Raw genomic sequence first — 23,842 nt, forward strand, 5'->3', positions numbered from 1 at the left:
ATAGAAAGAATGAGCATGAAAACCAAAGCGAATGACTTGCTGGCCCGGCTAGAGATGGCCGATTTGCTCAGCAATTGTGAACGACCTCTAGAGGACACTGCCGAGGTGGTACGTGTGAGTACATGGAAAGAAGCTCTCGCGATCTGGACCACGCAAGCTTCCGACGACGCTCGGATTGAGTCACAAAACGAGCTGACGGTGAAATTGTCTAAGCGTCAAAGCTTGGGTGAGTGGAACTTAACTGCGCAAGAACTGAAGCCGTTAGTCGTCAGATTTATTGAAAAAAAAATGACGAATAATGCTCTGCTAGCCAGGCTGCCCAATGATGATCGAGGCGTAGTGCTTAACGCGTTGCGTTGGGATTTTTTGGGTCTGTGTATGGCAAGGGAGTACGAACACCTCGTGGCGACGCAATACCACCGGTTGCATGAACACCTATACTTGGTGGGGCGGTGGCCGTGCGGTTGGATTGGAGAGGTGCCCGACGATATGGAGAGCGCCTTCGAGATGGGCAAGTTAGCTGTGCTTTGAACGCCTAACAAAACTTCGTCCAGAGAAACAAACGGCCCCGAAGCTGGTCAAACCCACCTGACATCATTTTCGGGGGCCGGGCAATGGCCAAAGCACTTCTTCCTGATGACCTGTGGGCGCTGATTTCGCCTTTGCTGCCAGCATATCGCCCCTCTCCCCAAGGCGGGCGTCCTTGCCGGGCCAGGGTCAGATCCGCCATTCGTACACGATCTTAGCATTGGTTATATCTGCCCCTGCACATAAAACCGGTAAAGAGCGAGTACGTGTGTATGACTGCGTCTCGTAGACCAGGGGGGGGTGACGCATACTTTCCAGCATGCGGACGGCGTCACCAATACCGGCGTGCATACCATGTACAGCTATGCCTGGTGGGATGAAGCCAAGCAGAGCAAGATCCAGATCCAGGGGGGCAACGCTGGCAATCCAGAACAGCTGCGCTGGGGCAGCGGTTTCTCGGACCTGCAGTACGACGTCAACGGCCATTTAACGCAGATGAGTGCGTATGAAGCCGGCAGCCTCGGTGCGCTGGTCGGCAGCGCTTCGAGCCGCACGATGACTTACATCAGCGACCAGTATGGCCAGGTGCTGCGCCGCAACAAAACACAGGCCAATGGCAACCTGGAGGTGGCGCATCGTTTCTATTATCTGAATGGCCATACCATCGGCGACGTCAGCAGCGAAGGGCCGTCAACCATCTCGTATGCGGAAGAACTGGCGCAGCGCGGCCTGACGACGCCTGGCGGCTTCCGTAACGCCAAGCCGGTATCATCGGCGGACTTCGACCAGAACTACCAGCCGATCAATTCGTCCTATCCGGGCGCCACGGCAAGTGCCTATACGGTGCGCAAGGGCGACACGCTGGGCGCGATCGCGCGCGCCGTCTGGGGCGATGAAAGCCTTTGGTATCTGCTGGCCGACGCGAATGGCCCTTCGATCAGCGACACGCTGATCGAAGGGCAGGTGCTGACGGTGCCGAACAAGGTCAGCAACTTCCACAACAATGCCAGCACCTTCAAGGTGTATAACGCCGGCCAGGCCATCGGCGACACCATGCCGGTGCTGCCGCCGGAACCGATGCCGCCTCCGCCGCCACAGCAGTCCAAGGGCGGCGGTGGTTGCGGGGTAACGGGCAAGCTGATCATGGTAGTGGTGGCAGTCGCCGTGACATATATGACGATGGGGGCAGCAGCAACCGCAGCAGGCGCGATGTTCGGTGCTGGCACTACGGCGGCGACTGTGGCAACCGGCGCGATTGCTGGCGCCCTCGGCTCGGTTGCTAGCCAGACGGTGGGCATGGCGATTGGCGCGCAGGATGGATTTAACTGGAACGGGGTTGCTCTGGGCGCCTTGGGTGGGGCGGTGACTGCTGGGGTGATGAATACAGGCATGGGCCCGACGTTCAGCCCTGGCACCAGCGCATTTACCCGAGGCGTCGTGCAGGGCGGCATCAGCAACACGATCACCCAAGGCGTAGCGGTGGCGACAGGCTTGCAGCACAGCTTTGACTGGCGTGGCGTGGCGGCTGGGGCTATTGCTGGTGGTGTTGCCGCAGAGGTGGGGAATGCTATCGGGCAAGCACAGTATGGCGAGCAGGGCTGGGCCAATCTTAACGGCCTGGAGCAAGGTGTGAAGGACGCCGCCCTGTGGAGCGATATCGGCAAGACCATGGCGCGCGGCGCCGCCTCCGGCGTGGCAGCGGGCATGGCCAGCGGTCTGGTGCGCGGCGGCAGCCTGCGCAACAGCTTCCCGGGCATTATGCAGGATGTGCTCGCCAGTACGGTGGGGAATGCGATTGGATTGGGGGCGCAGGTGACGCAGACAATGGCCGAGACAGAGGTGAACTGGGGTGGGGCCATGGGTACTCGTGAGCAGCGGCACATCAGCAGCGTCGCACCCGTCGAATGGGAGCCGTTGCCGGTTAGCCGCGACCTCCTTGAGAGTATGCCTGATTTCGGAATCACGGCACCTGAAACTGACGGCTTTGGAAATGCGATGAGTCGGCAGGCCGTTGAAGATAAGTTGCGGTGGGAAATTGCCGGCGAAGAGGCGCGTTCCGATTCGTTGCGCAGTCCGCAGATGATTTTTGCTGGGGGCCCGACCCGAGGACCTGCTCGTGGTGCCTTTGAGATGGTACGTAATAATAATTGGGATGGTGCATTGAACGTTATAGCTGACCCCTATGGAATATTGGGTGAGCTACCAAGTCTTAAAGAAGACCTTCGTAAAATGAGCCAGTACCAGGCAAAGGAACGAGTCGATCTTATGCGCCAAGGTCTGACGAGTTTGGGTGTAAAAAATATTCCAGATTACTCTTACCAAATGGGCAGCAAAGGTAGTGGAATTGATTTCCAGGGATCCGTTGACAGTTTAGGGCGGACATACGAGGCACATGTCCGAGATCAACGTCTTCGCGAAACTTGGGGCGATGATTATCAAGATATCCGTATCGGAAAATCCAAGATGACGCCGCTAGAGTTCGAAAAGCGAGTTCTTGATATACATATGCAAGCAACGGATAGGGCCTATCGAAAAGGTGTCGATTTAATTGCTAGTGGTGAATTGAAATTTAAGGAGGGTCATTATAGCAGGGAGTTAGGATCATTTATTGATGACCAAGTGCGTGGTCGTCTGCGGGACTTTGCTCGATCTGAAAGCATTAGCGACAATCCTATGTCCAATATATTTGCTATAAATCGACGGATCAAGAGCGATTCTTTCACCGGTTATGGCATCCCTGATGCACGGATAGGAGCCAACATTTACCATGATACAACTTTAGCACGCAAAGATGGTTATACTCCACAGATAACGAAGTGGAATGAGATCCGACCTGGGAATGTCTTGATTATTCGACCTACCGATTTAGGAGGTGCGTATGGAATTCCACGTTCCGCGATCCAACCCTATGTTCCAACACCTAAGCCGCCAGGCAGGAGGTAATGATGAGTTTAAGTGATAAAACTGTTGATTTTTCAGGGGCACTTGCAATTGCCTCAACGGATGCGCCGGATGATTATCCGGACTGGGGAAGCACCACATATGCAAGCAATATGGAAGATCTCAAAGACTTATGGGCAGAGATCCGTGCAACCCTGAAAAAGGACTTAGATAAGGTGCCGTTTATTGACGCCAAACTACAAGAGGCGTTTTTCGCCTTTGATTCAGGGGAGAAGGAAAAAGGGCGCAAGGCGATCCTTGCTATTTATAACCTGGAAGTAAAGAAGCTTCGTTAAAAATTTCTATTCCTAAAAGTAGTCGGGGACTTTTCGGATAATCTGACTCGATCTAGGCTGTCAAGACGGGCCTGGATCCCGGGGTAAGATACCGCCATTCGTACATGATCTCAGCCTTGGTTGTGCCTAAGGAAGCACTGATTTATTCATCTGGCACCGTTCCCTGCTGCGGTTCGACCTGAGACAATAACGGTATCGCCACCCTCCGCCATCGACCATGCAAAAGAGCTTCTCCGACCTTGAATACGCCGCCAAGAAGAAACTGACGCGGCGCGACCGCTTCCTGGCCGAGATCGACAGCGTAACGCCGTGGGGCAAGTTGCATAAAGCCGTCGAGCCGTTCTATCCGAAGGTCGAAGGCGCCGGCCGGCCACCGATCGCACTGGCGCGCATGCTGCGCATGTACGTGGCCCAGCAATGCTTTGGTTTGTCGGACGAAGGTATCGAAGACGCGATCTATGACAGCCAGTCCATTCGTGCTTTCGTCGGCATCGACTTGGGCCGCGAATCGGCACCGGACGCGACGACCCTGCTGAAGTTCCGCCACCTGCTTGAGGCCAACAACCTAACGCGCCAGATCTTCGACATGATCAACGGGCATTTGGCCGAGAAAGGCTTGATGATGCGCGAAGGCACCATCGTCGACGCCACGCTGATCGCCGCGCCACCGTCGACCAAGAACAAGGACGGCAAACGTGATCCGGAAATGCACCAGTCGAAGAAAGGCAACGACTGGCACTTTGGCATGAAGGCCCACATCGGCGTCGATGCCACTTCTGGCCTGGTGCATACGGTCATCGGCACGGCCGGCAATGTCGCCGATGTGACACAGGCGCACGCACTGCTGCACGGCGACGAGACCGCCGCGCTCGGCGACGCCGGCTATCAGGGCGTGGAAAAACGGCCCGAAAACATCGGCAAGTCGGTGACATGGCACGTGGCCATGAAGCGCTCCAAACGCAAGGCGCTGCCCAATAACAAACTGGGGCGCCTGACAGAAAAGTTGGAGCATCTGAAGGCCAGCGTGCGGGCAAAAGTCGAGCATCCGTTTCATGTCATCAAGAACCTGTTCCGTCATCGTAAGACGCGCTATCGCGGTTTGGCCAAGAACACTGCACAGCTTTTTACCTTGTTCGCCTTTGCCAACTTGGTACTGGCCGGGAGACGTTTTACGATCACCGAATCCCGTAATCCGTCTTGATTGCAGAAAGACGCGAAGCATCGCGTCAACTTGAACGAAAAATGGGCTTGAACGGCTCATCGGTCGCTCATTTGGCGCGCCAACCTCGCCAGAAAACCGAATTGATCAGCGCTTCCCTAAGTACAGCACAGAGGTTTTTAGTTTGGACATGGCTGAGGCCGAGTCGGAATGGTGGACCTCGCTCGCTTCGGAATCGACCATTATGTAAGTTATAACGCCAACGGTACTGGACAACTAATCAAATGGAAGTGATTCTTGGCGGGCCGATTGGATACGGCGAGGTTATCCCTGGCACAGTTGCGGTTGAAGGGAAGGAGTTCGTCTATTTTTCCGACGATGGAAAAAATACAGCTCGCAAACAGTTCAACACACTGACTCAGTACACGAATCCACCGCATGCGAAGCATGGGGGCGTCGTGTCGCAGGGGTGCAGTATTGCATTGCCAGATGGTTCTATTTTCTATGCTGTTTCTTACCACGGTGACCTTGAAGGTTGGGGCAAGGATATCGAGGAAGGTGCGAAGGCTCTTCATGTAAGCTTAGCCAAGATTGAGAATGGTGCATTTGTTATTTCTGACGGAAGAAGATTCGCCCTTGAGGATTGCAAAGCAACGTTTGCGTAAGGCGCAGGATGCCTGTCCTGAACAGGGCAGGCAGGCGGTCGTACAGCGCCCGGCATGCCGCCGGTTGCTGTGCCGCCGCCGTGCGGCGGTGTAGCACACCCGATAATTCCCCCTTTTTTTAGCGCACTCAAAAAATACGGAATTACCAATTGTGCTTTTCCTAAAGAATGTTTTAAATATTTAAGTCTATAAAATTGTACGTCACAGCAACAATTTTGTTGCCAAGTATGATATTGTTTTAATCTACTTAAATTTTCTTCGTGCCTTTGTGCGCGGGTATTGATTGCGCACATATGGACTTGATGGCTATAGCCGGCAACGGTATGCAACACGACTTGCAGCGACTGGAAACGATCAGCCAGAACGTGGCGAATGTGCTGACGCCTGCTTATAAAAGACAGATGGTGGTCGGCTCCGCGTTTGCTGCGCATATGCAGGGCACGTTGGAGCAAGGCGCTGCCGCCCCATCTATTCTTCCTTCTTCCCTGACTATCGACCCTTCCGCCGGTTCTTTACGCTACACCGCCAATACGCAGGATGTGGCGATAGAAGGCGCTGCCTTTTTTGAAGTGGAAAGTCGTTCCGGCCCGCAGTACACGCGGCAGGGCGCATTGCGCGTGGATGTGACTGGCCGCCTGGTGGGCGCACACGATCTGCCGCTGGCCGGCGCCACTGGCGACATTATTCTTACTCCCGAGCCTTTTAGTATCGATGCGAATGGCGATGTGCGCCAGGGAGAGCGTATTACCGGGCGATTAAAGCTCGTGCATTTCGCCAATCCGGAAGCGCTGGTGCCTGTCGGCGGTGGTTTGTATGCGCAGGGAAATGCGCATCTGGCGGAACGCGATATGAGCAGCAAGGTGCGCGCCGGATTTCAGGAAGCATCGAATGTCAATTCCGCTCAGGAGATGGTGCGCCTGACGGAAACCGTACGTCATTTCGAAGCGCTGCAAAAAATCATGCAGGGTTATGACGATGTGCTGGAAAAAACGATACGCAAGCTTGGGGAGTTTTAACGCAGCATGAACGATTCGCTCTATATCGCCGCCACTGGCATGCACATGCAGCAAAAAAGTGTCGACACCATCGCCAATAACTTGGCGAATGTGAATACGCCTGGTTTTAAAAAGGGGCGCGTCAGTTTTGAAGACATGGTCAGCCGCGAGGTGTCGCGTGCGGCGCGCGGCGATGATGTGCAGGCTGGGCAGAACCTGTGGCAAGGACGCGGTGTCGGTATCTTTTCGCTATCCCAGGTATTTACTGCCGGCGACTTGAAGAAGACTGACTCGGCCATGGATGTCGCCATCAAGGGCGAGGGTTTTTTCGAGGTGGTCGACGTCGATGGTACCCCTGCTTATAGCCGCGGCGGGACCTTGTCGGTCGATAAGAACGGTTTTCTGGCCACTGCCGATGGTCACGTATTCAAACCGGCGATCCATGTGGGTACCGATGCGAGGGAAGTTACTTTGAGCACCGATGGCCGTGTGATGGTGAGCCGCGACAAAGGCGAGGCAAGCGAAGCGGGGCGTATCGAGCTGGCACGGTTTTCCGACACGACCGGCCTGCTGTCGCTGGGCGGTAACTTGTACAAACCGTCGGTACGTTCCGGCGATGCGATCTACGGCAAGCCGGGCGACGATGGAATGGGAACCGTGGCGCAAGGTTTCGTCGAGTCGTCGAACGTCAAGCTGATTGAGGAAATGGTCGACCTGATGGTGGCGCAACGCGCTTACGAAAGCAGCGTGAAAGTAATCCAGGCATCCGATGAAATGCTGGGCATGAGCAACAATCTGCGGAAATAAGCCATGGCTGCCGCGCGTTGCATGCACCGCTGGCTGGCCTGCGTGCCGCTTGCCGTGCTGGGTATCGCGGCCCATGCCTCGACTGTAAAAATTGATTTGCGCGACGAAGTCTTGCTGAGCAGCCCGCGCATGGTGTTGTCGGATCTTGCCAAGATCGATGCGGGTGACGTGCGGCTGACACAGCTCATTGCCGCGCTGCCGGTGGGCCGCGCACCTCTGGCTGGACATGTCGACCGGCGCAGCCGTGCTGAACTGGAAGTGGCTTTGCGTGGGCAGCAGTTTCCATTGGGGCAGCGTATCGAATGGCAGGGCGCGCGCAGCGTGACGATACGCCGTGAAAGCCGCGCGCTGGACCCGGCCTTGCCGCTGGCCGAGGCGGTCAGGCATGTGTCGGCAGTGTTCGGCCCACAGTATGCGGCGCTGGAATTGAGCCTGGCGACGCCGCTGGCGGAGCTGGCCTTGCCACCCGGCCAGGTGGAATGCCGGGCGCGTGCCATCGAGAACCATCCCTTGCGGGCACGGCTGCCCGTATGGGTCGACGTATTCGTCGATGGCGCCTTGTACCGCTCGGTGGTGGTGACCTTGGCGGTCGTGGCGCGGCAAGAGGTATATGTAGCGCGCCGCGCGCTGGCCGAGGGCGACACGGTGACGGCGCAGGACGTGGTGCTAGGCGTGCGCGATGTGGCTGGCCTGGCGGATGTGGCAATGAAGCCGGAGGCGCTGGCCGGCGCACCGCGTTTGCGGGGGGCACTGGCGCAGGGACAGGTCTTGACTGTCCGGCAAGTGGTGCCGGCCGGCATGGTCATGCGTGGCGACAGGGTGGCGGTAGCGGTCAGGAATCACGGAATTTTGCTGGAAACAGTAGCGGTGGCGCAAGCGGATGGACAGCTCGGACAAATGGTGCCTGTCAAAATGCAGCAGAGTAGCGAGGCGGTCAGTGCAAAAGTCATCGCGCCGGGCCAGGTGCGAATCGATGGAAGGTAGGCAATGCGTTACTTGAAAATTGTAGGCTACTTGGCGATGCTGGCAGGCATGGCGTGCGCGCACGCGGACAGTCTGTATCAGCCTGGCAGCTACCAATCGCTGACTTCGGATTTGCGGCCGCGCCGGGCTGGCGACCTGATTACCGTGATGGTGTATGAAAATGCCAGCGCCACCAGCACTGCCAATACCAGCGCCGGGCGCGATGCCGGCGTGGGTCTCGATATCCAGCGCCCTGGCCGCGGATATGCCGCTGGCATCAATGCGAATAACCAGATGGATGGACGTGGCCGCACGGCGCGCGAAGGCCGCGTACTGGCGCAAATTACGGTCAGCGTGCGCGAAGTGCTGGCTGGCGGCGACCTGATCGTCGCCGGTGAACAAATATTGAATGTGAATAACGAGCAGCAGACGATCAAGGTGGAGGGCCGCATACGCCCGCAGGACGTGTCCGATGCGAACGTGGTCTTGTCGACCCGCATCGCCGATGCGAAGATCAGCTACGCCGGCCAGGGAGACCTGGCTGACTCTCAGCGCCCGGCCTGGTGGCAGCGTTTCCTGACCTTCTTCGGATTGTAACCATGATCAAACATCTATTGCGCGCCAGCCTTCTGGCGGCGTTGCTGTGCAGCGGCTGGTGCCAGGCCGAGGTGATACGCATCAAGGACCTCGGCAAGATGGCGGGCTGGCGCGATAATGCGCTGACCGGTTATGGCATCGTGACAGGCTTGGCCGGCACGGGGGACTCCAGCCGCAACAAGGCGACGCGCCAGTCGATCGCCAATATGCTGTCGCGCTTCGACATGAGTATCGTGGCTGATGACGTGCAGAGCCGCAACGTCGCCGCGGTCATGGTCACTGCCACGCTGTCGCCATTCGCCCGTGCCGGCGAAACGCTCGACGTGACTATTACTTCGATCGGCGACGCGCGCAGCCTGGTTGGCGGCGCGCTAATGCTGGCGCCGTTAAAGGGGCCGGATGGCCGTATTTATGCGTTGGCGCAAGGCCCCGTATCGGTCGGCGGCTATAAGTACGACATGAACGGCAACGTCGTGCAGAAAAATCATCCGACCGTCGCGTCGGTGCCTGGCGGCGCCGTCGTCGAGGTTGGCGTGCCGGCCGACGTTACGTATGCTGGCCAGAGCGTCACCTTTGTCCTGGCCGAGCCGGACTATACGACTGCCACTCGGGTCGCCAGTGCCATCAACAGGGCACTGGGCGCGGACCTGGCGGTGGCGCAGGATGCAGCAGGCATCGAGGTGCGCATACCCGAGGCACGGCGCAGCCGCGTTACCGATTTCCTGACAGCATTGGAAAACGTCACGGTCGAGCCGGACAGACGCGCTCGCGTTGTGATCAACGAGCGTACGGGGACCGTGGTATCGGGCGGCGACGTGCGCATTTCCAAGGTCGTGGTGTCGCATGGCGAGCTGAAGGTCACCATCCTCACCGACAATTCGGTATCCCAGCCATTGCTGGTGAGCCGCGTCGGCGACGGCGTGCGCAGCATGCGCATCGCTAACAGCCGGGTCGATGTGGAAGAACGGGGTGAAACGGGTTACGTGGCGGCGACCAGCAATACGGTGGCCGACCTAGTGCAGTCGCTGGCGCGCCTGAAGACGAATACACGCGACATGATTTCGATCCTGCGTGCCGTCAAAGCTGCCGGTGCACTGCATGCGGAGCTGGTGGTGCAATAACAAACGGGTGCCGGCGCCAGTCGATGGCGTCGGAGGTAGTCATGAATATTGAAGCAGGAGCGTGGTTCCATGGTATCCCTTATCGATAGCAGCACGACTGGCTTATTGAGTCTGGCATTGGACGCGGCAGGCATGCGGCAGCAGGCGATCGCACAAAATATCGCCAACGCGAATACGCCTGGATATCAGCGCCTGGTGGTCAGTTTCGAAGACCGGCTGGCCGAATTGTCCCGTAGCACGGGTGGTGCACCACCATCGCTGGCCAGTCTCGGTGATTTTCGGCCGGCGTTTGAGCTGGCGGGGAACGGCGAGCCGGTGGCGCTCGACATGGAAGTGGCGGCATTATCGGAAAACACCTTGCATCAGCAAGCTTTGCTGAAGGCATTGAACAAACACTTTGCGCTGCTAGGCAGTGCGATCAATGAGGGTAAACGCTGATGGACTATAACGCGGCATTCCAGATCAGCGCCAGTGGCATGCGGGTTGAAAAACTACGGCTCGACGTGACGGCAGCCAATATCGCCAACATGCACAATGCGGCACCGTCGGTGGCGCAGTTGTACCGGCCGATGCAGGTTCTGGCACAACAGACGCCAATGGCGTTCAGCCAGCAGTTCGGTGCGCTATATGCGGCCGGGCAGGGGGGCGTGCAAGTGGCTTCGGTCGAACCGCAAGCGGTGCAGCCGCGCATGGTGTACGAACCGGGTCATCCCTATGCCGATACCAAGGGCTTCGTGGCGTATCCGGGCGTCAATCATACGGCCGAGATGGTGAACCTGAATACGGCATTGCGTGCGTATGAAGCCAATGTGGTGGCCATGAACGCAGCCAAGACCATGGCCGCCCGCACACTTGAAATTGGAGGCCAGTAATGGTGATCGAATCGATAGCGGCAGCCGCGCTGGCCCAGCCCGGAGTGGCGCCTGTGAGCGTGCAGCCTCCCGCCGTAGGTTTCGGCCAGTGGTTTGCTGCAGAGCTCAAGTCGGTGAACACGAGCCTGGGGCTGGCTGATACGGACGTAAAAAAGTTGGCAGCGGGGGAAACCCAGAGCCTGCACGAGGTGATGATCCATCTCGAGGAGGCGAAGTTGTCGTTTCAGTTATTGGCGCAGGTGAGAAATCGTTTGCTGGACGCGTATCAAGAAGTAATGCGGATGCAGGTATAGGAGCAAGACGGTGACATCATTAGTACAAGCATGGCAGCGCCTGGCAATGCAGGCGCGCATCGGCATCATTGCCGGCATCGTCCTGATCGCCGGCCTGGTGATCAGCCTGGGGTTCTGGGCATACCGCGCCGATTATCAAGTGCTGTTTTCCGACGTGGCGCCGGCCGATGCCGCGGCGATGACCGCCGAACTCGATCGCATGAAAACGCCCTATCAACTGACCGATGGCGGCAATACCATCCTGGTACCGAAAGATCTCGTCTATAAAACCCGCCTCAAGTTGATGGGCAAGGAAATGCCATTGCATGGCGCGGTAGGTTTTGAAGTATTTAATAATGCCGATTTTGGCATGACCGAGTTTGTACAGAAGGTGAATTATCTGCGTGCGATTCAGGGCGAATTGACACGCACTATACTCTCCATCGAAGAAATTCAGGCCGCACGCGTGCACCTGGCGCTGCCGGAACAGGGACTGTTCAAGAAGGCCGTCACCAAGCCGAAGGCTTCGGTGACGCTGACCATGAAGGCCGGCCGTGTGCTTGGCGCAGCGCAGGTGGCAGGTATACAGCGGCTGGTCGCGGCATCCGTGCCCGATATTGTCAGCGATGATGTCACCGTGCTGAACCAGCATGGCGTGGCGCTGACGCGCATCGCGCAGGCGGACGGTGGCGAACAGGGCGTTTCGCAGCTCGATTCCAAGCGCAGCACGGAAGAATATCTGGTCAAGAAAGTGACCCAGGTGCTGGACCGCACCTTCGGTGCTGGCGAGACAGTAGCCAGCGTCGACGTCGTGCTCAATCTCGATCAGAGCAAGATCACGACGGAGGAAGTCTTGCCGGCCAGAGGGCTGGCGGCCGACGCCCAGCCTGCCGGCGTGATGGTACGCGACCGCCAGACCAGCCGCGAAGGCAATAGCGCACTGGCGACTGCGGAGCAAAAAGGGCAGGGTGTAGGCGGTAGTAGCAGCGAGTCCGACTACCAGGTCGGACGTCGTGTTGAGCAGCTGGTGCCGGCCAGTGGCGCCGTCAAGCGCATGACCGTGGCTGTGCTGGTGAAGCAGCCATTGAACGATGCCCAGTTGGAGCACCTGAAAGAAGTGGTCACGCTGGCCATTGGCTTCAACAGTCAGCGCGGTGACGCTGTGGTGGTGTATTCGATGGATAAATTCGCCCTTGCCGCCGAACGTGCGCCAGCAGTGGCGGCGCCTTCCGCCGATGTGCCACTGCAAGCGGCGCCGGTGACTGTCGCCACTACGCTGCAGTGGCCGGTAGCGGCCGTGCTGCTGGCTATATTGGCTGTGCTGGCCCTGGCATGCACGCTGTATCTGCTGTTCAAGCGCCGTAACCGCCGCCGCGCTGAAAAGCGGCTGGATCCCATCGCCCGGCAGCAATTGCTCAACGAGGTCAAGCAATGGATCGCCACCCCTGCGGGCGGCACCCTGTATGGAGAACGCAAGTGAGCGGGTATCGCCAGGCGGCCATCGCGCTGCATGCCGTCGGTGCTGCCGACCGACGGCTGATCCTGGCCGAACTGCCGACGGCCGACCGCATCACCTTGACCGGCTATTTACGCGAGTTGAAGGAGCTGGGGTTCGATGGTGCGGATGCGGATGAGGTGCTGTCGACACCTGTTGCTCCACCGCCAGCGGTCACTTCGCTTGACCGTATTATTGCTGCTACTCCCGAGACCATGTTTGCTATTTTTCAGTATGAACCGGCATCCCTGGTGGCGCAGTTCCTCGCACTGCAGGATTGGCCCTGGGCACCAGCGATGCTCGATCTGTTTCCTGCGCTGCAGCGCGAACGCATCCGCGCAGCGCGTCCCTCTCAGGTACCCGATGTGCCGGCGCGCCGGCGTTTCGTGTTCGATGCGGTGTTCGCACGTGTTGATGGCGCAGCTTGCCAGCCTTCACAAATGCGGCATGCCACTCCTTTAGTATCGTTATTGCGCAAAATGACATCATGGACCCGATAATCCGCGCGGCTACAGTGTCGTCCGTGCCGCGGCAGTTGCGCGGTGCGGTAAAGCGTGTCGAGGCGGCCCAGGCTGTGCCACTCGCTGCGCAGATTGCGAAAAATGTTTTGTCTCCACCAGTAGCGCCGGTGCCTGCACCGGTTCTTCCTCTAGTATCGGCTGAAGAGCGCCAGGCCTTTGATGGTGCGGTCAAGGAAGTGGCTGAGCTGAAGGCGCAATTGTTGCTCAGCAAGAAGAAACTCGATGAGGACGCGGCTGCAGTGCTGAAGGACGCGGAGCGCCGGGGCCTGGCGCAGGGGATGGAAAAGGGCGAGCGCGAGGCGTTGGCGCTGGTGGCACGTCAAATCGAAGTGCTGGCATCGCTGGCCGATGCCGTGGAAACGTCGCGCGCTCATGCTCTCGGGCAGGCAGAAGACATGCTGGTGGAAATCGCCCACGCGGCAGTGTGCCGCATGGTCGGTGCCACTGCTGCAAGCCGGGACACGCTGCTGGACATGGTACGCGCCATTGCGCGCGATGAACATGCTGCCAAACAATTGCACATACGCATGCATCCGCAAGACCTGGCTACGCTGCAGGACGACGACATGCAGCTCGACGCCCGCATTACCTTGCAGGCCGATAGTGCGGTGAAAATTGGCGGCTGCACGGTCGACAGCGATAAAGGCACGCTCGATGCACGCCTGGAAACCCAGCTATCCCGTCTTGGCGAGGCTTTGCTGGCTGTGAGGAACGGTGGTACGGCATGATGCGGGCTTACCTGGACGCCGTGCATCATGCCGAGTTGACTTGCCGCTCAGGGCATGTGCTGAGCATCTCCGGCCAAAGTATCGAAGCGCAGGGGCCAGATGTCAGCATCGGTGAAGTGTGCGAAGTGAGCCTGGCTCAGACGTCAGGCAAGCTGCTCGCCGAAGTGGTCGGCATGCGTCCCGGACGTGTCATCCTGATGCCCTATGGCGACTTGCGCGGTATTGCCGCCGGCAGCCGCGTCGAGGCCGTGCGCCAGGCACCTGGCATTCCGGTTGGAGCCAGCTTGCTGGGACGGGTCATCGACGCCTTTGGCGTGCCAATAGACGGCGGGGCGCCACTCGCATTGCAAAAAACGCGCAGTCTGCATGCCGCCCCGATCAATCCGCTGAGCCGGCCGCGCATCAAGGATTTGATGCACACGGGAGTACGTGCCATCGATACGATGCTGCCACTGGGGCGCGGCCAGCGCATGGGTATTTTTGCTGGCAGCGGCGTTGGCAAGAGCACCTTGCTGGGCATGCTGGCACGCGACGTCCAGGCTGATGTGAACGTAATTGCACTGATCGGTGAACGTGGGCGAGAAGTCCGCGAATTCGTGGAAAAGCAGCTGGGCCCCAAGGGGCTGGAGCGTAGTGTCGTGGTGGTGGCGACGTCGGACCAGCCTGCGCTGGTACGTACCCGTGCCGCGTACGCCGCGACCGCCATTGCCGAGCATTTTCGTGAGGAAGGGCGGCAGGTGCTGCTGATGATGGACTCGATTACCCGTTTTGCCATGGCACGGCGTGAAATCGGTCTTGCTGCGGGTGAACCGCCAACCGCGCGTGGATATACGCCGTCGGTCTTTTCCGACATTCCGGCCCTGTGCGAGCGCTGCGGCACAACCGATTCCGGTGGCGCCATCACTGCCCTGTACACAGTGCTGGTGGAAGGCGACGATTTCAACGAGCCCATTTCAGACATCGTGCGGGCCACACTGGACGGCCATATCATGCTGTCGCGCGAACTGGCACATGAAGGACATTTTCCATCGATCGATGTTTTGCAAAGCACCAGCCGCCTGGCTTCGGAGCTGGTGGGGCGCGAAGATCAGGACCTGATGCTGGCCGTGGTGGAAGTACTGTCCACTTACCAGCGTAACCGGCAGATGGTCGATATGGGGGCTTACCGCAGTGGCAGCAATGCGGCGATCGACCGCGCCATCGCCTTGCATCCGGCGATTATTCAGGTGTTGCGCCAGCCGGTACAGGAATCGACGACACGCGCTGAGGCCATGGTGCGCTTGCGGGCGGCACTCGTGGCAGGGAGCGGTACGTAATGGGCAGCGACCGCCGGTTCCAGTATGCCTTGCAGCCCATGCTGCTGACACGCCAATGGGAACTCGACCGCCTGCGCTCGGAGCTCGGCGAGATGAATACGGCATGGGCCGCACAAGACGCCTCGGTGAAGGCCCTGTTGCAACGTCAACAGGCATCGATGCAGGAGTGGGGCGGCCTCGAAGGCGCGACAGGACCGCTATCGGTGGACCGGTTTGTCATGCTGGCGCGCCATATCGACGATTGTGGCCTGCAGGCCAGGCGCGCGCAAGAGGCGCTCGACGCCCTGACGCAGCGTCGCGACGAACTGACGGACCGCCTGCATCTGGCGCAGCGGGCGTTGGATGCAGTACAGGAGCACCGGGGAAAAATGCAGTTGCGATTCTTGCAGGACCGGGTCAGTCTTGATTTCAAGGCCGCCGATGATCAATGGGGAATGTCGCGAGCGACGGGGCCAGCATATGACAGTGAATCTTGAACCGCTCGATGGCCATACGCCATCGTCCCGCAAACCATTTGCGCAACAGCAGGGCCACCAGGAGCGCTGGCTGTTTGAACTGGAAACGGCACTGCTGGAGCAAGGCGTGAAGAAAAATGCTCAGCGTCCGGCTGCCGATACGGGAGAGGGCGGGGGCGCGCCGCAGCCGGCAGTCAAGCAGACTGCCGCACCGCTTCCGTTGCGCGCTGATGCAGGGGGGCTGAATGGCAGCACGCTGCCAGCGCCTGCCTTGCCCGGTGTATTGCCAGGCGGCTATGCCGGGTACGGCGTAGCTGTTGCTGCGGAAGCAGGCGCACTGCCGCGCGTCGCTATTTTTGGCACGGTTGCCAACGATGCCCCAGGCCGTGCAGTGGCTGTTATGGTGCCCGTCGATGGCGACAGTGGCGGTGCGGTGCGCACGCAACCCTTGGCGTTGTCGGCCGGCTTTAGCGCTAGCTCCACTGCAAGTTTGGGCGCAGAACAAATGCAGGAGGCGGGGGAGGAGACGGAGACGGCCAGTATGCCGTCAACGCAGCTGACGCAGGAAGACGCGCCAGATTACGCATTGCGGCAAATTCATCTGTACCGTGAAAGCGGCGGTGTGCATGCATGGATACGCGATGCGTCGTTGAGTGCAGTTCAGGAACGGCTGGTGGCGCAGGCCATGCTGCTGGAGCTACATGGCACCGGCACGCGTATGACGGCGCTGACTGTGAATGGAAAAGAGTTACTCGTCAAGCAGAAAGCCTACGCAGGCGCTGACTGCTTTGTTGCCGAGCCCATACTTTCTGGCAGTGCCGGAATTCCACTAATGACAAAGGATGCACTCTGATGGCCGTTAATCCCATTTCTGCAGCAAGCGCGAACCAGCCGGCCCAGTCCAGCAATATCGCCATTCAGGATTTTCTGAAGATCCTGACTGCGCAGCTGAACAGCCAGGATCCACTCAAGCCGGTCGATAACCAGGAGTTCGTAGCGCAGATTGCGCAATTCGCATCGCTGGAGCAAAGCCGTCAGCTCAACGCCAAGATTGATGAGCTCCTGTCGGTGCAGTCCTCGCTGCAATCGGTTGGCCTGCTGGGCAAGACGGTGGATATCAACCAGGGCGGTGGCGTGGTCACGGGCAAGGTGACGGCGCTCGATTTCGCCTCCGGCCAGCCGTTGCTGACGCTGCAGACCTCGTCCGGGGCATTCCAGGACAAGATTACGTTGTCACAACTTACGAATGTCCGTTAAAGGAAAACACCATGCTTGATACGTTGTTGATCGGCACTTCCGGGCTGCTGGGCTATTCGCAGGGATTGCGCGTAGTGGGAAACAACCTGGCCAATGTCAATACGCCGGGCTTCAAGAGCTCGCAGCCGCAGTTTTCTGACCTGTTCGACAAGGGCAGCAGCACTGCGCACGCAAAGGACGGCGGGGGGGGCGGATCGCGTGGCGTCGGCTTGAATACCTTGGGCGCGCAGATCAACTTCAAGACGGGCATTGATCAGGGTACGGGCAATCCACTTGATGTGAAGATTGACGGAAATGGCATGTTTGTTATCCGCCGCGAGGACAAACTGCTGTACTCCCGTGCCGGCGATTTCCAGTTCAATGCTCAGGATATTCTCGTCAATACCAGTGGCGACCATGTCCAGGCTCTCGACAGCAGCGGCAAGCTCGGTGATGTCCAGCTTGGGACACTGACGCGCAATCCACCCAAGGCAACGAGCACGATCAAAATCAGCGGCAACCTGACCAGTACCGTGGCCACGCCCGCCATCGATGCGACAATGACCGGATTGAACATCATCGATGCTGCCGGAGCTAGTCATACCGTCAATCTGATCTTCAAGGATCAGGGCGGTGGAAATTTCAAAGTCACCGTCAACGATGTCGCGACAGGAACGGCAGTCGGCACAGGCGAGCTGAAATTCAATTCCGGTTTCCTGCTGCCTGGATTCGATGTGGTGACCTTTGCATATAGTTCAGCCACCGTGCCGGCCTTCGACGTCAAGCTCGACTTTACCAGCAACGTGAACTCCTTTCCCACCCCCAGTAGTCTGAGCCTGGTGTCCCAGGATGGCTACTTGGCGGGCAGCATGACTGAACAGGGAATAGGCGCCGACGGCACGCTATCGATTCGCTATTCCAATAATCAGACGGCGAAAGGTCCGCGCCTGGCGTTGGCCAATTTTCATGCCTTGGGTGACTTGGTACAGGTTGGCGGTGGTGCATTTTCCGCCGCGGCGCAACTCCCGGTCCAGTACGGCTATGCCGGCGTCGATGCCTATGGCAAGCTCGCGCCGGGCCACCGTGAAGGCTCCAACGTTGATCTTGCCGAGGAATTCAGTAATTTGATCCTGATGCAACGCGGCTACCAGGCGTCGTCCCACGTGATCAGCACGGCAAATGACATGATCCAGGAATTGTTCGACATGAAAGGGCGCCGTTGATGCAAGTGCAGCCGTATTTGCTGGTATCCGATACTGTGCTGGACGCAGTAGCTGGGCCCTTGCGTCGTGTGGCAGAGGACTGGTGTACTGCGTGGGGTATACCAACATCCAGTATGGACTTCGATTGCAAGCGCGCCTGGGAAGCGCAAGCTGTCTGCCCCGACGCCTCGTGGCGTGCCGTGCACAGCCGCGGCGACGAGACCTGGTGGTGCGCCTGTACACCTGAGTGGAACTTGCAGCTACGTCACGCGATGTTTCCACTTGGTGTGGCGGAGCCTTTGCAAGCGTCGCCAACCGGGATGGCGGACGAAGCTGCCGATGCGGCCAGCGAGGCCTTGTTCGAGTCGTTGAGTGGTATAGCGCAGGGCGGTACGCCACTGGCACCGCCAGCAGAAGCCTGGTTGCGCGGAGCAGGTGTGGTGGCGTTAAGGCTTGGTCTTGGCAAGCAAAGTATGTATGTGATTGTTAGCCAGGCGGCCGTATCGCGTATCACACAGCAGATGGGACACGCAGCCGGACGCCTGGCGCCGCTTGCCGCCGTGAACTACCTGCACGCCTTGCGTAACATCCCTCTGAGTTTGCCGCTGGAAATCGGCCGTGCCGAGGTAGGGCTTGGCAGCCTGATGTTGCTTGGGGTCGGCGACGTGATCCGGCTCGATACGCTGGCGGACCGGCCGCTGACAGTCATGGGCCCGGGAGGGGACGCATTGTTCGATGCATACCTCGGTCTCGCGGACCAAAAAGTGGCGCTTGAAGTTGTTCGGCGTGATTAACAATGTGCATGAATGAGCATGGAGTAGTGGAATGAGCAGTACATCAAACAGTAATGGCACCGCCGTAGCGCAAGCCCAGGTCGTGGAATTATCCGAATTCAAGGAGCCGTCCCCGGCAGGGCCGGCTATTTTCGCCGGGAACCTGGGATTGCTCGATAGCGTTAAGGTGAACTTGAACGTCATGGTCGGGGAAGTCCAGACCACGGTTGGCGAATTGATGGAGCTGAAGGAAGCTTCGGTGCTGAAGACGGACCGCAAGGCGGATTATCCGATCGATATCGTCGTGAATGGTAATGTCGTCGCGCGCGGCCAGCTTGTGGTGGTGGATGACCATTTTGGCGTTCGCATCAGTGAGCTGGCAAAGGTTGCCCACGCATGAGACGGGGCATCATCGTAGCGCTGGCGTGCTCATGGTATGGGGGGGCGGCGCAGGCGACGCAGACGATTCCCTTCAAACGCGATGCCGAGACAGCCAGCCTGGCTGGCTCGGGTGGGATGGCAGTGTTGCTGGTCTCGCTGCTGGCAATTGGCGCGGTGGTGTTGGTTCGCAAGCGCCTGAAGCTGAGCATGCGGGCGAAGGGTGCACCGGCGCTGCTGCGTGTACTGGAAACGCGCCGTTTGGGGCCTCGTTCGCTGATTTCCGTGGTCGAATTCGGTGGCAAGCAGCATTTGCTCGCGCAAGGTGAGCATGGCATCACATGTATCGATACGATCGTGGTGGATGCACCACTTGGCGGCCGGGAGGTTAGTGATGCGCCTTAAGTTGCGTCAGTGCCTCTTGCTGGGAATTCTATTGGGCGCTGTCTGTGGCGGGATGGCGACGGCATGGGCTGGTGGCGTGGCGGAACCGGCGCTTGTGCTGCCGGGCTTGCAGGTACGCCTGGCCGAAGGGGGAGGCACCCCGGCCGATGTCTCTTCAGCAATCAAGATTTTACTTGGCTTGACGGTACTGAGCCTGGCGCCAGCGATCCTGATGTCGATGACCTCGTTCATCCGTATCGTGATTGTCCTGTCCATGTTGCGTCACGCATTGGGCATGCCGGAAACGCCGCCCAATACCGTGATTATCAGTCTGGCGCTGTTCTTGACTTTTTTCACCATGTCGCCAGCCTTGCAGGAGGTCAATAGCAGGGCGCTGCAGCCGTACATCGCTGGCACGCTCAGCACCGAGGCCGCCGCCGGGCGTGCCGTGTTGCCATTGCGCGAGTTCATGGTGCGCCAGACGCGTGAGCAGGACCTGGCGCTGATGGTCGAGCTATCCAAGGCTGAGGCGCCCAAGGTGATCGACGATATCAGCATGGTGCAGCTGATTCCGGCGTTCATGCTGTCGGAATTGCGTTCGGCATTCCAGATCGGCTTTGTGATTTTTCTGCCGTTTCTGCTGATCGACCTGATCGTATCGAGCGCGCTGATGTCACTTGGCATGATGATGGTGCCGCCTGCTTCGATCTCGCTGCCGCTCAAGATTCTGATGTTCGTACTGATTGATGGCTGGAATCTGGTCGTACGTGCGTTGTTGGGCACTTTTTCCTAGGACGCTGCGTGGACTGCGCCCTGCAACCGGAGGTGGTCGCCAGCAATGCTGACATGGCGCTGTTGTGGCGTAGGTTCCAGGATAGTCGCGATGGTGAGCTGCGCAACCGCATCGTGGCGCATTATTTGCGCTTTGCACGCATCATGGCAGCCAAGCTGTACGCGGGGCGCCATGATGTTAATGCCGAGTTTGCAGACTACGTGCAATACGCACGTCTTGGGCTGTTGGAAGCGGTCGACCGATTTGATAGTGCGCGTGGCGTCAAGTTTGAAACATTTGCCGCAAAACGCATCAACGGCGCGGTACTGGATGGTTTGCGATCGTTCAGCGAGGTGCAGGAGCAGATCGTAGCGCGCAAACGCATTGTTGCCGATCGCGTCGAGACACTGCGCGGCACCGCGCCATATCCGGCCGATCCTGCTGCGTTGTTTGCGCAGCTTGCCGAAATGGCGATCGGATTGGCCGTGGGGTTTGCACTCGATGATACTGGCATGTATTCTGATACTGGCACCCATTATCAGGACAATACGTATCATGGCATTGAGCTGATGCAGTTAAAAGAGAGCATTCAAGTGGCGCTGGTCCAATTGCAGGGCAAGCAGCGCCAAGTGATTACGTATCATTATCTGCAGCAAGTTGCTTTCGAGGAAATTGCACAGATACTTGGTGTGTCGCGCGGGCGGGTGGCGCAAATACACAAGGAGGCCCTGGGGAATCTGCGCGAGGCCTTGCGAAAGCGTGATGGCCTGGATTTATATTGTTAGCGTCGGCATTGCCCTATTACTTGTACGTGAAAAAATAAACTTGAATCGGATTCCATTATGACTAGTGCGACCTTGTCCATGCTTGACCAAGCCGAATTGCTGCAACTGGCCTTGAATGCCAGCGCTGCCGGTGATTCGGGCGCTGCGATTGGCTATCTGAAAGAAGCCGTCTTGCGCCCCGATGGCAGCGCCGCCGCGCATTACATGCTGGGTGCCGAATACGCGCAAATTAAGATGTATACGAGGGCTATTGACGAAATGGAAGCTGCGCTGGCCCTGGATCCTGCTCTGTCTGTGGCACGGCTACAACTCGGCTTGCTGTGGCTGGCGGGAAATGACAGCGCCCGCGCTGCTGAAGTACTCGCTGGATTGGATGCCGTGGGTCCGCAGGATCCGTTACATCACTTCGGGCGCGGCTTGCAATACCTGATACGCGAGGAATTGGCTGAGGCAGAAGATTCGTTAAGGCAGGGTATCGGCTTGAATCAAAGTAATCCTGCACTCAATGGTGATATGCAAAAAGTCCTGGGTGAGATCGCTATTCTGCGCGCGGCTGCGCCATCGGCAGCATCGAAAGCGGCCGAAATTGGTGAGGGGGAGCGCAGTATTTTGCTGTCTGCCTATACCGGTAATCAAAGCCATTGACGATGCGCAGCGTGATCATCTCACTTGATATGGACTGACATGGCATCGTCGATTGCTTCGGTTACTCAACTCGTCACGCTGATCCAGGCGCAACTGGGCGGTGCGGCGTCCGTGCGGGAACGCAAAGGACGCATTGCACCCCGCAAAGTGGCCAAGGACGATTACGTGGCGCACAAGTTGAGCGGCCTGATTCAACAGCGTGTGAAGCAGATCGCACAGGATGACCCGCAGCGTGGCCGCAAGGCTTTCCGGGTATTCCTCGAGGCTGTGCTGTTGGCGCATTTCGGCGAAGCATTGGCGCACGATCCGAAGTTTTATCAGGTGCTTGATGATATCCAGTCGGCCATGGAGAATGATGCCGCCAGCGCGGTCATGATACAGAGCGCCATAGGCCATTTGCTGGCCGGAGGGTAGCGGACGGTGCAATGAAGCGCCCCCTATGTTTGATGTTTGACCAGGATGGTCCTGGTTTTTTGAATGAGATTTGACACCCTATGCAGCCAGAACCAAGTAATCTGACAGAGGCGGCCAGCCGGCTTGAACGCACCGAACAATATTTGAAATCGGATCCCGGCAATCGCAACCTGTTGGCGACGGTAATCGATCAATGTCTGGAACTGGGCCGACTGGAGACAGCCGCTGGCCATGCCGACGCGGCGTTAGCGCGGTTTCCGGAGGATGCTGTTTTCCAGTCGCTGCGCGGCAATGTGCTGATGGCGCAGCAGCGCTGGAATGACGCCGCTGTCGTGTTTGCTCCCTTGCTCGCGGTTCATGCCGACATGCGTCTGGCCTATAACCTGGCATATTGCTATTTTTGGTTGGCGCGCTATGCCGACGCAGCGCAGGCGCTTGCGCCTTTCGGCTTGGCCGCCGGCATCTGGCCAGAGGCGGTGACCTTGCTGTTGCGTGTGCTGCATCATGCTGGCAGGATGGATGAGGCGGTGGCGTTGATCGTGGCCCAGGAATCGCATTGCGGCACCGACCACCGCTTCCTGTCGGTGGCCAGCCTGGTCTACATGGACGCTGGCGATGCGGCCCAGGCTGAACGCCTGAGCCTGGCCGCTCTGGCCGATCCCATGCCGCCGCTCGAGGCACTGATGGTAGGCGGCTCGATGGCACTGGCACGGTTCGATACAGCTGCCGCGGTGGAGCGTTTCGGACAAGTCATTGCACGACATCCGCAAGAGGGGCGCAGCTGGGCCGGGCTTGGCATGAGTAGCCTGCTCGTTAACGATCTGAGCGCGGCACGTGCGCACCTGGAACAAGCGGTCAAGTTTTTACCGTCGCATATCGGCAGCTGGCATTTGCTCGGCTGGTGCCGGCTGTTCGAGCATGACCTGGCGGGTGCACAGCAGGTATTCGAACAGGCACTGGCAATGGACCGCAATTTTGGCGAAAGTCATGGGGCACTGGCTGTGGTCCAGGCGAAACTGGGTGAGCGGGACCAGGCTGCGAAGAGCATCGAACGGGCCGTGGGACTGGATCCCCGCGGTTTGTCTGCCCGCTATGCCCAGATGATACTGGCCGGTGATACGGTCGATCCTCTCGCATTCCGCCAGCTGGCTTTCAAATTGCTTTCTTCCCAGAAGGGTGTATTTGATGATGACCTGGGAAAAGTGGTGCAGGGTGTTGTGCAACAAAATGCAAGGAGCGGCGGTTGAGGCCTGACCTGGCGCTGCAACTGCTGGCCGACGTATTGTGGAATGCCGTGCTGATTTCCGCACCGTTGCTGGCGGTAACGCTGGCAGTCGGTTTGCTGGTCAGCGTGGTGCAAGTGGTGACACAGGTGCAGGAAGCATCGCTCACTTTCATTCCCAAAATTATCGCTGCTGTGGTCGTTCTGGTGGTGTGCGGACCGTGGATGCTGAAGCGGCTGATTGCTTTTTCAGTCACTTTGATCAGCAATATACCCACCTATTTTTAATACATCCGGATTT

At 58.6% G+C, this 23,842-nt stretch carries 30 protein-coding genes; all 30 read left to right on the forward strand.

The features are described from left to right. Positions 1-15: 15 nt before the first annotated feature. The 30 genes from CLU91_RS27410 to fliQ all read left to right on the forward strand — a co-directional run bounded on the left by CLU91_RS27410 (position 16) and on the right by fliQ (position 23,829). Positions 16-531, forward strand: coding sequence for a hypothetical protein (locus CLU91_RS27410; RefSeq protein WP_157814870.1), 516 nt, complete (start codon positions 16-18; stop codon positions 529-531). A gap of 297 nt (positions 532-828) precedes the next feature. Beyond that, positions 829-3,471, forward strand: a complete 2,643-nt coding sequence (locus CLU91_RS27420; RefSeq protein WP_100877077.1) for a LysM peptidoglycan-binding domain-containing protein — start codon at positions 829-831, stop codon at positions 3,469-3,471. After that, the gene (locus tag CLU91_RS28655) at positions 3,471-3,764 is read left to right on the forward strand and encodes a hypothetical protein (RefSeq protein ID WP_232730974.1); all 294 of its coding nucleotides are present in this window, start codon (positions 3,471-3,473) and stop codon (positions 3,762-3,764) included. The genes CLU91_RS27420 and CLU91_RS28655 overlap by 1 nt, the downstream gene beginning before the upstream one ends. Before the next feature lie 217 nt (positions 3,765-3,981). Then, positions 3,982-4,965: an IS5 family transposase gene (locus tag CLU91_RS27430; protein WP_100877079.1), complete on the forward strand. Its 984-nt coding sequence runs from the start codon at positions 3,982-3,984 to the stop codon at positions 4,963-4,965. 242 nt (positions 4,966-5,207) lie between these two features. Next, positions 5,208-5,588 (forward strand): hypothetical protein, encoded by a 381-nt coding sequence (locus tag CLU91_RS27435; RefSeq protein ID WP_100877080.1) that lies wholly within the window; start codon positions 5,208-5,210, stop codon positions 5,586-5,588. Positions 5,589-5,890: 302 nt separating this feature from the next. Continuing rightward, positions 5,891-6,604 (forward strand): flagellar hook-basal body protein, encoded by a 714-nt coding sequence (locus CLU91_RS27440; RefSeq protein ID WP_269800665.1) that lies wholly within the window; start codon positions 5,891-5,893, stop codon positions 6,602-6,604. A 6-nt stretch (positions 6,605-6,610) separates the two neighbouring features. Beyond that, complete coding sequence (gene flgG, locus CLU91_RS27445) at positions 6,611-7,390, forward strand: flagellar basal-body rod protein FlgG (protein ID WP_100877082.1); 780 nt, start codon at positions 6,611-6,613, stop codon at positions 7,388-7,390. A gap of 3 nt (positions 7,391-7,393) precedes the next feature. Then, positions 7,394-8,374 (forward strand): flagellar basal body P-ring formation chaperone FlgA, encoded by a 981-nt coding sequence (gene flgA / locus CLU91_RS27450; protein ID WP_100877083.1) that lies wholly within the window; start codon positions 7,394-7,396, stop codon positions 8,372-8,374. Positions 8,375-8,377: 3 nt separating this feature from the next. Continuing rightward, entirely contained in the window at positions 8,378-8,950 is a 573-nt protein-coding gene (locus tag CLU91_RS27455; protein WP_100877084.1) for a flagellar basal body L-ring protein FlgH, read from the forward strand. A gap of 2 nt (positions 8,951-8,952) precedes the next feature. Continuing rightward, positions 8,953-10,071, forward strand: a complete 1,119-nt coding sequence (locus CLU91_RS27460) for a flagellar basal body P-ring protein FlgI (protein ID WP_100877085.1) — start codon at positions 8,953-8,955, stop codon at positions 10,069-10,071. A 69-nt stretch (positions 10,072-10,140) separates the two neighbouring features. Further along, on the forward strand, positions 10,141-10,509 hold the full coding sequence (locus tag CLU91_RS27465; RefSeq protein WP_100877086.1) for a flagellar basal body rod protein FlgB: 369 nt from the start codon (positions 10,141-10,143) through the stop codon (positions 10,507-10,509). Continuing rightward, a complete protein-coding gene (gene flgC / locus CLU91_RS27470; RefSeq protein ID WP_100877087.1) occupies positions 10,509-10,943 on the forward strand; it encodes a flagellar basal body rod protein FlgC in 435 nt (144 codons plus the stop codon). Before CLU91_RS27465 ends, flgC begins: the two co-directional genes overlap by 1 nt. After that, the gene (gene fliE / locus CLU91_RS27475) at positions 10,943-11,236 is read left to right on the forward strand and encodes a flagellar hook-basal body complex protein FliE (RefSeq protein WP_100877088.1); all 294 of its coding nucleotides are present in this window, start codon (positions 10,943-10,945) and stop codon (positions 11,234-11,236) included. The genes flgC and fliE overlap by 1 nt, the downstream gene beginning before the upstream one ends. A 10-nt stretch (positions 11,237-11,246) precedes the next feature. After that, on the forward strand, positions 11,247-12,695 hold the full coding sequence (gene fliF / locus CLU91_RS27480; protein ID WP_269800663.1) for a flagellar basal-body MS-ring/collar protein FliF: 1,449 nt from the start codon (positions 11,247-11,249) through the stop codon (positions 12,693-12,695). Then, the gene (locus CLU91_RS27485; RefSeq protein WP_100877090.1) at positions 12,692-13,210 is read left to right on the forward strand and encodes a hypothetical protein; all 519 of its coding nucleotides are present in this window, start codon (positions 12,692-12,694) and stop codon (positions 13,208-13,210) included. The genes fliF and CLU91_RS27485 overlap by 4 nt, the downstream gene beginning before the upstream one ends. Further along, positions 13,198-13,959: a FliH/SctL family protein gene (locus CLU91_RS27490; RefSeq protein ID WP_100877091.1), complete on the forward strand. Its 762-nt coding sequence runs from the start codon at positions 13,198-13,200 to the stop codon at positions 13,957-13,959. Before CLU91_RS27485 ends, CLU91_RS27490 begins: the two co-directional genes overlap by 13 nt. Beyond that, positions 13,956-15,275, forward strand: a complete 1,320-nt coding sequence (locus tag CLU91_RS27495; protein WP_198521525.1) for a FliI/YscN family ATPase — start codon at positions 13,956-13,958, stop codon at positions 15,273-15,275. Before CLU91_RS27490 ends, CLU91_RS27495 begins: the two co-directional genes overlap by 4 nt. Beyond that, positions 15,275-15,751, forward strand: a complete 477-nt coding sequence (locus CLU91_RS27500; RefSeq protein WP_100877092.1) for a hypothetical protein — start codon at positions 15,275-15,277, stop codon at positions 15,749-15,751. The genes CLU91_RS27495 and CLU91_RS27500 overlap by 1 nt, the downstream gene beginning before the upstream one ends. Beyond that, positions 15,735-16,583: a hypothetical protein gene (locus CLU91_RS27505; RefSeq protein ID WP_100877093.1), complete on the forward strand. Its 849-nt coding sequence runs from the start codon at positions 15,735-15,737 to the stop codon at positions 16,581-16,583. The genes CLU91_RS27500 and CLU91_RS27505 overlap by 17 nt, the downstream gene beginning before the upstream one ends. Then, positions 16,583-16,987, forward strand: coding sequence for a flagellar hook assembly protein FlgD (locus tag CLU91_RS27510; protein ID WP_100877094.1), 405 nt, complete (start codon positions 16,583-16,585; stop codon positions 16,985-16,987). The genes CLU91_RS27505 and CLU91_RS27510 overlap by 1 nt, the downstream gene beginning before the upstream one ends. Positions 16,988-16,998: 11 nt before the next feature. After that, complete coding sequence (locus CLU91_RS27515) at positions 16,999-18,189, forward strand: flagellar hook-basal body complex protein (RefSeq protein ID WP_100877095.1); 1,191 nt, start codon at positions 16,999-17,001, stop codon at positions 18,187-18,189. Positions 18,190-18,302: 113 nt separating this feature from the next. Next, on the forward strand, positions 18,303-18,962 hold the full coding sequence (locus tag CLU91_RS27520; protein ID WP_157814871.1) for a FliM/FliN family flagellar motor switch protein: 660 nt from the start codon (positions 18,303-18,305) through the stop codon (positions 18,960-18,962). A gap of 31 nt (positions 18,963-18,993) precedes the next feature. After that, positions 18,994-19,341, forward strand: a complete 348-nt coding sequence (locus CLU91_RS27525; protein ID WP_100877097.1) for a FliM/FliN family flagellar motor switch protein — start codon at positions 18,994-18,996, stop codon at positions 19,339-19,341. After that, positions 19,338-19,724, forward strand: coding sequence for a flagellar biosynthetic protein FliO (locus tag CLU91_RS27530; protein WP_100877098.1), 387 nt, complete (start codon positions 19,338-19,340; stop codon positions 19,722-19,724). Before CLU91_RS27525 ends, CLU91_RS27530 begins: the two co-directional genes overlap by 4 nt. Next, complete coding sequence (gene fliP, locus CLU91_RS27535) at positions 19,714-20,496, forward strand: flagellar type III secretion system pore protein FliP (RefSeq protein ID WP_100877099.1); 783 nt, start codon at positions 19,714-19,716, stop codon at positions 20,494-20,496. Before CLU91_RS27530 ends, fliP begins: the two co-directional genes overlap by 11 nt. Before the next feature lie 8 nt (positions 20,497-20,504). Next, positions 20,505-21,260, forward strand: a complete 756-nt coding sequence (locus tag CLU91_RS27540; RefSeq protein ID WP_157814872.1) for a sigma-70 family RNA polymerase sigma factor — start codon at positions 20,505-20,507, stop codon at positions 21,258-21,260. A gap of 57 nt (positions 21,261-21,317) precedes the next feature. Continuing rightward, positions 21,318-21,905, forward strand: coding sequence for a hypothetical protein (locus tag CLU91_RS27545; RefSeq protein WP_100877101.1), 588 nt, complete (start codon positions 21,318-21,320; stop codon positions 21,903-21,905). A 39-nt stretch (positions 21,906-21,944) separates the two neighbouring features. Beyond that, entirely contained in the window at positions 21,945-22,319 is a 375-nt protein-coding gene (locus CLU91_RS27550) for a hypothetical protein (protein WP_100877102.1), read from the forward strand. A gap of 80 nt (positions 22,320-22,399) precedes the next feature. Then, positions 22,400-23,566, forward strand: coding sequence for a tetratricopeptide repeat protein (locus tag CLU91_RS27555; protein WP_100877103.1), 1,167 nt, complete (start codon positions 22,400-22,402; stop codon positions 23,564-23,566). Continuing rightward, positions 23,563-23,829 carry a flagellar biosynthesis protein FliQ gene (fliQ, locus tag CLU91_RS27560; RefSeq protein WP_100877104.1) on the forward strand — a complete coding sequence of 89 codons (267 nt, stop codon included), beginning with the start codon at positions 23,563-23,565 and terminating at the stop codon, positions 23,827-23,829. The genes CLU91_RS27555 and fliQ overlap by 4 nt, the downstream gene beginning before the upstream one ends. The last annotated feature ends 13 nt before the right edge of the window (positions 23,830-23,842 follow it).

This window comes from Janthinobacterium sp. 64 (genome assembly GCF_002813325.1).
In the GTDB taxonomy this organism is placed as follows: domain Bacteria; phylum Pseudomonadota; class Gammaproteobacteria; order Burkholderiales; family Burkholderiaceae_D; genus Janthinobacterium.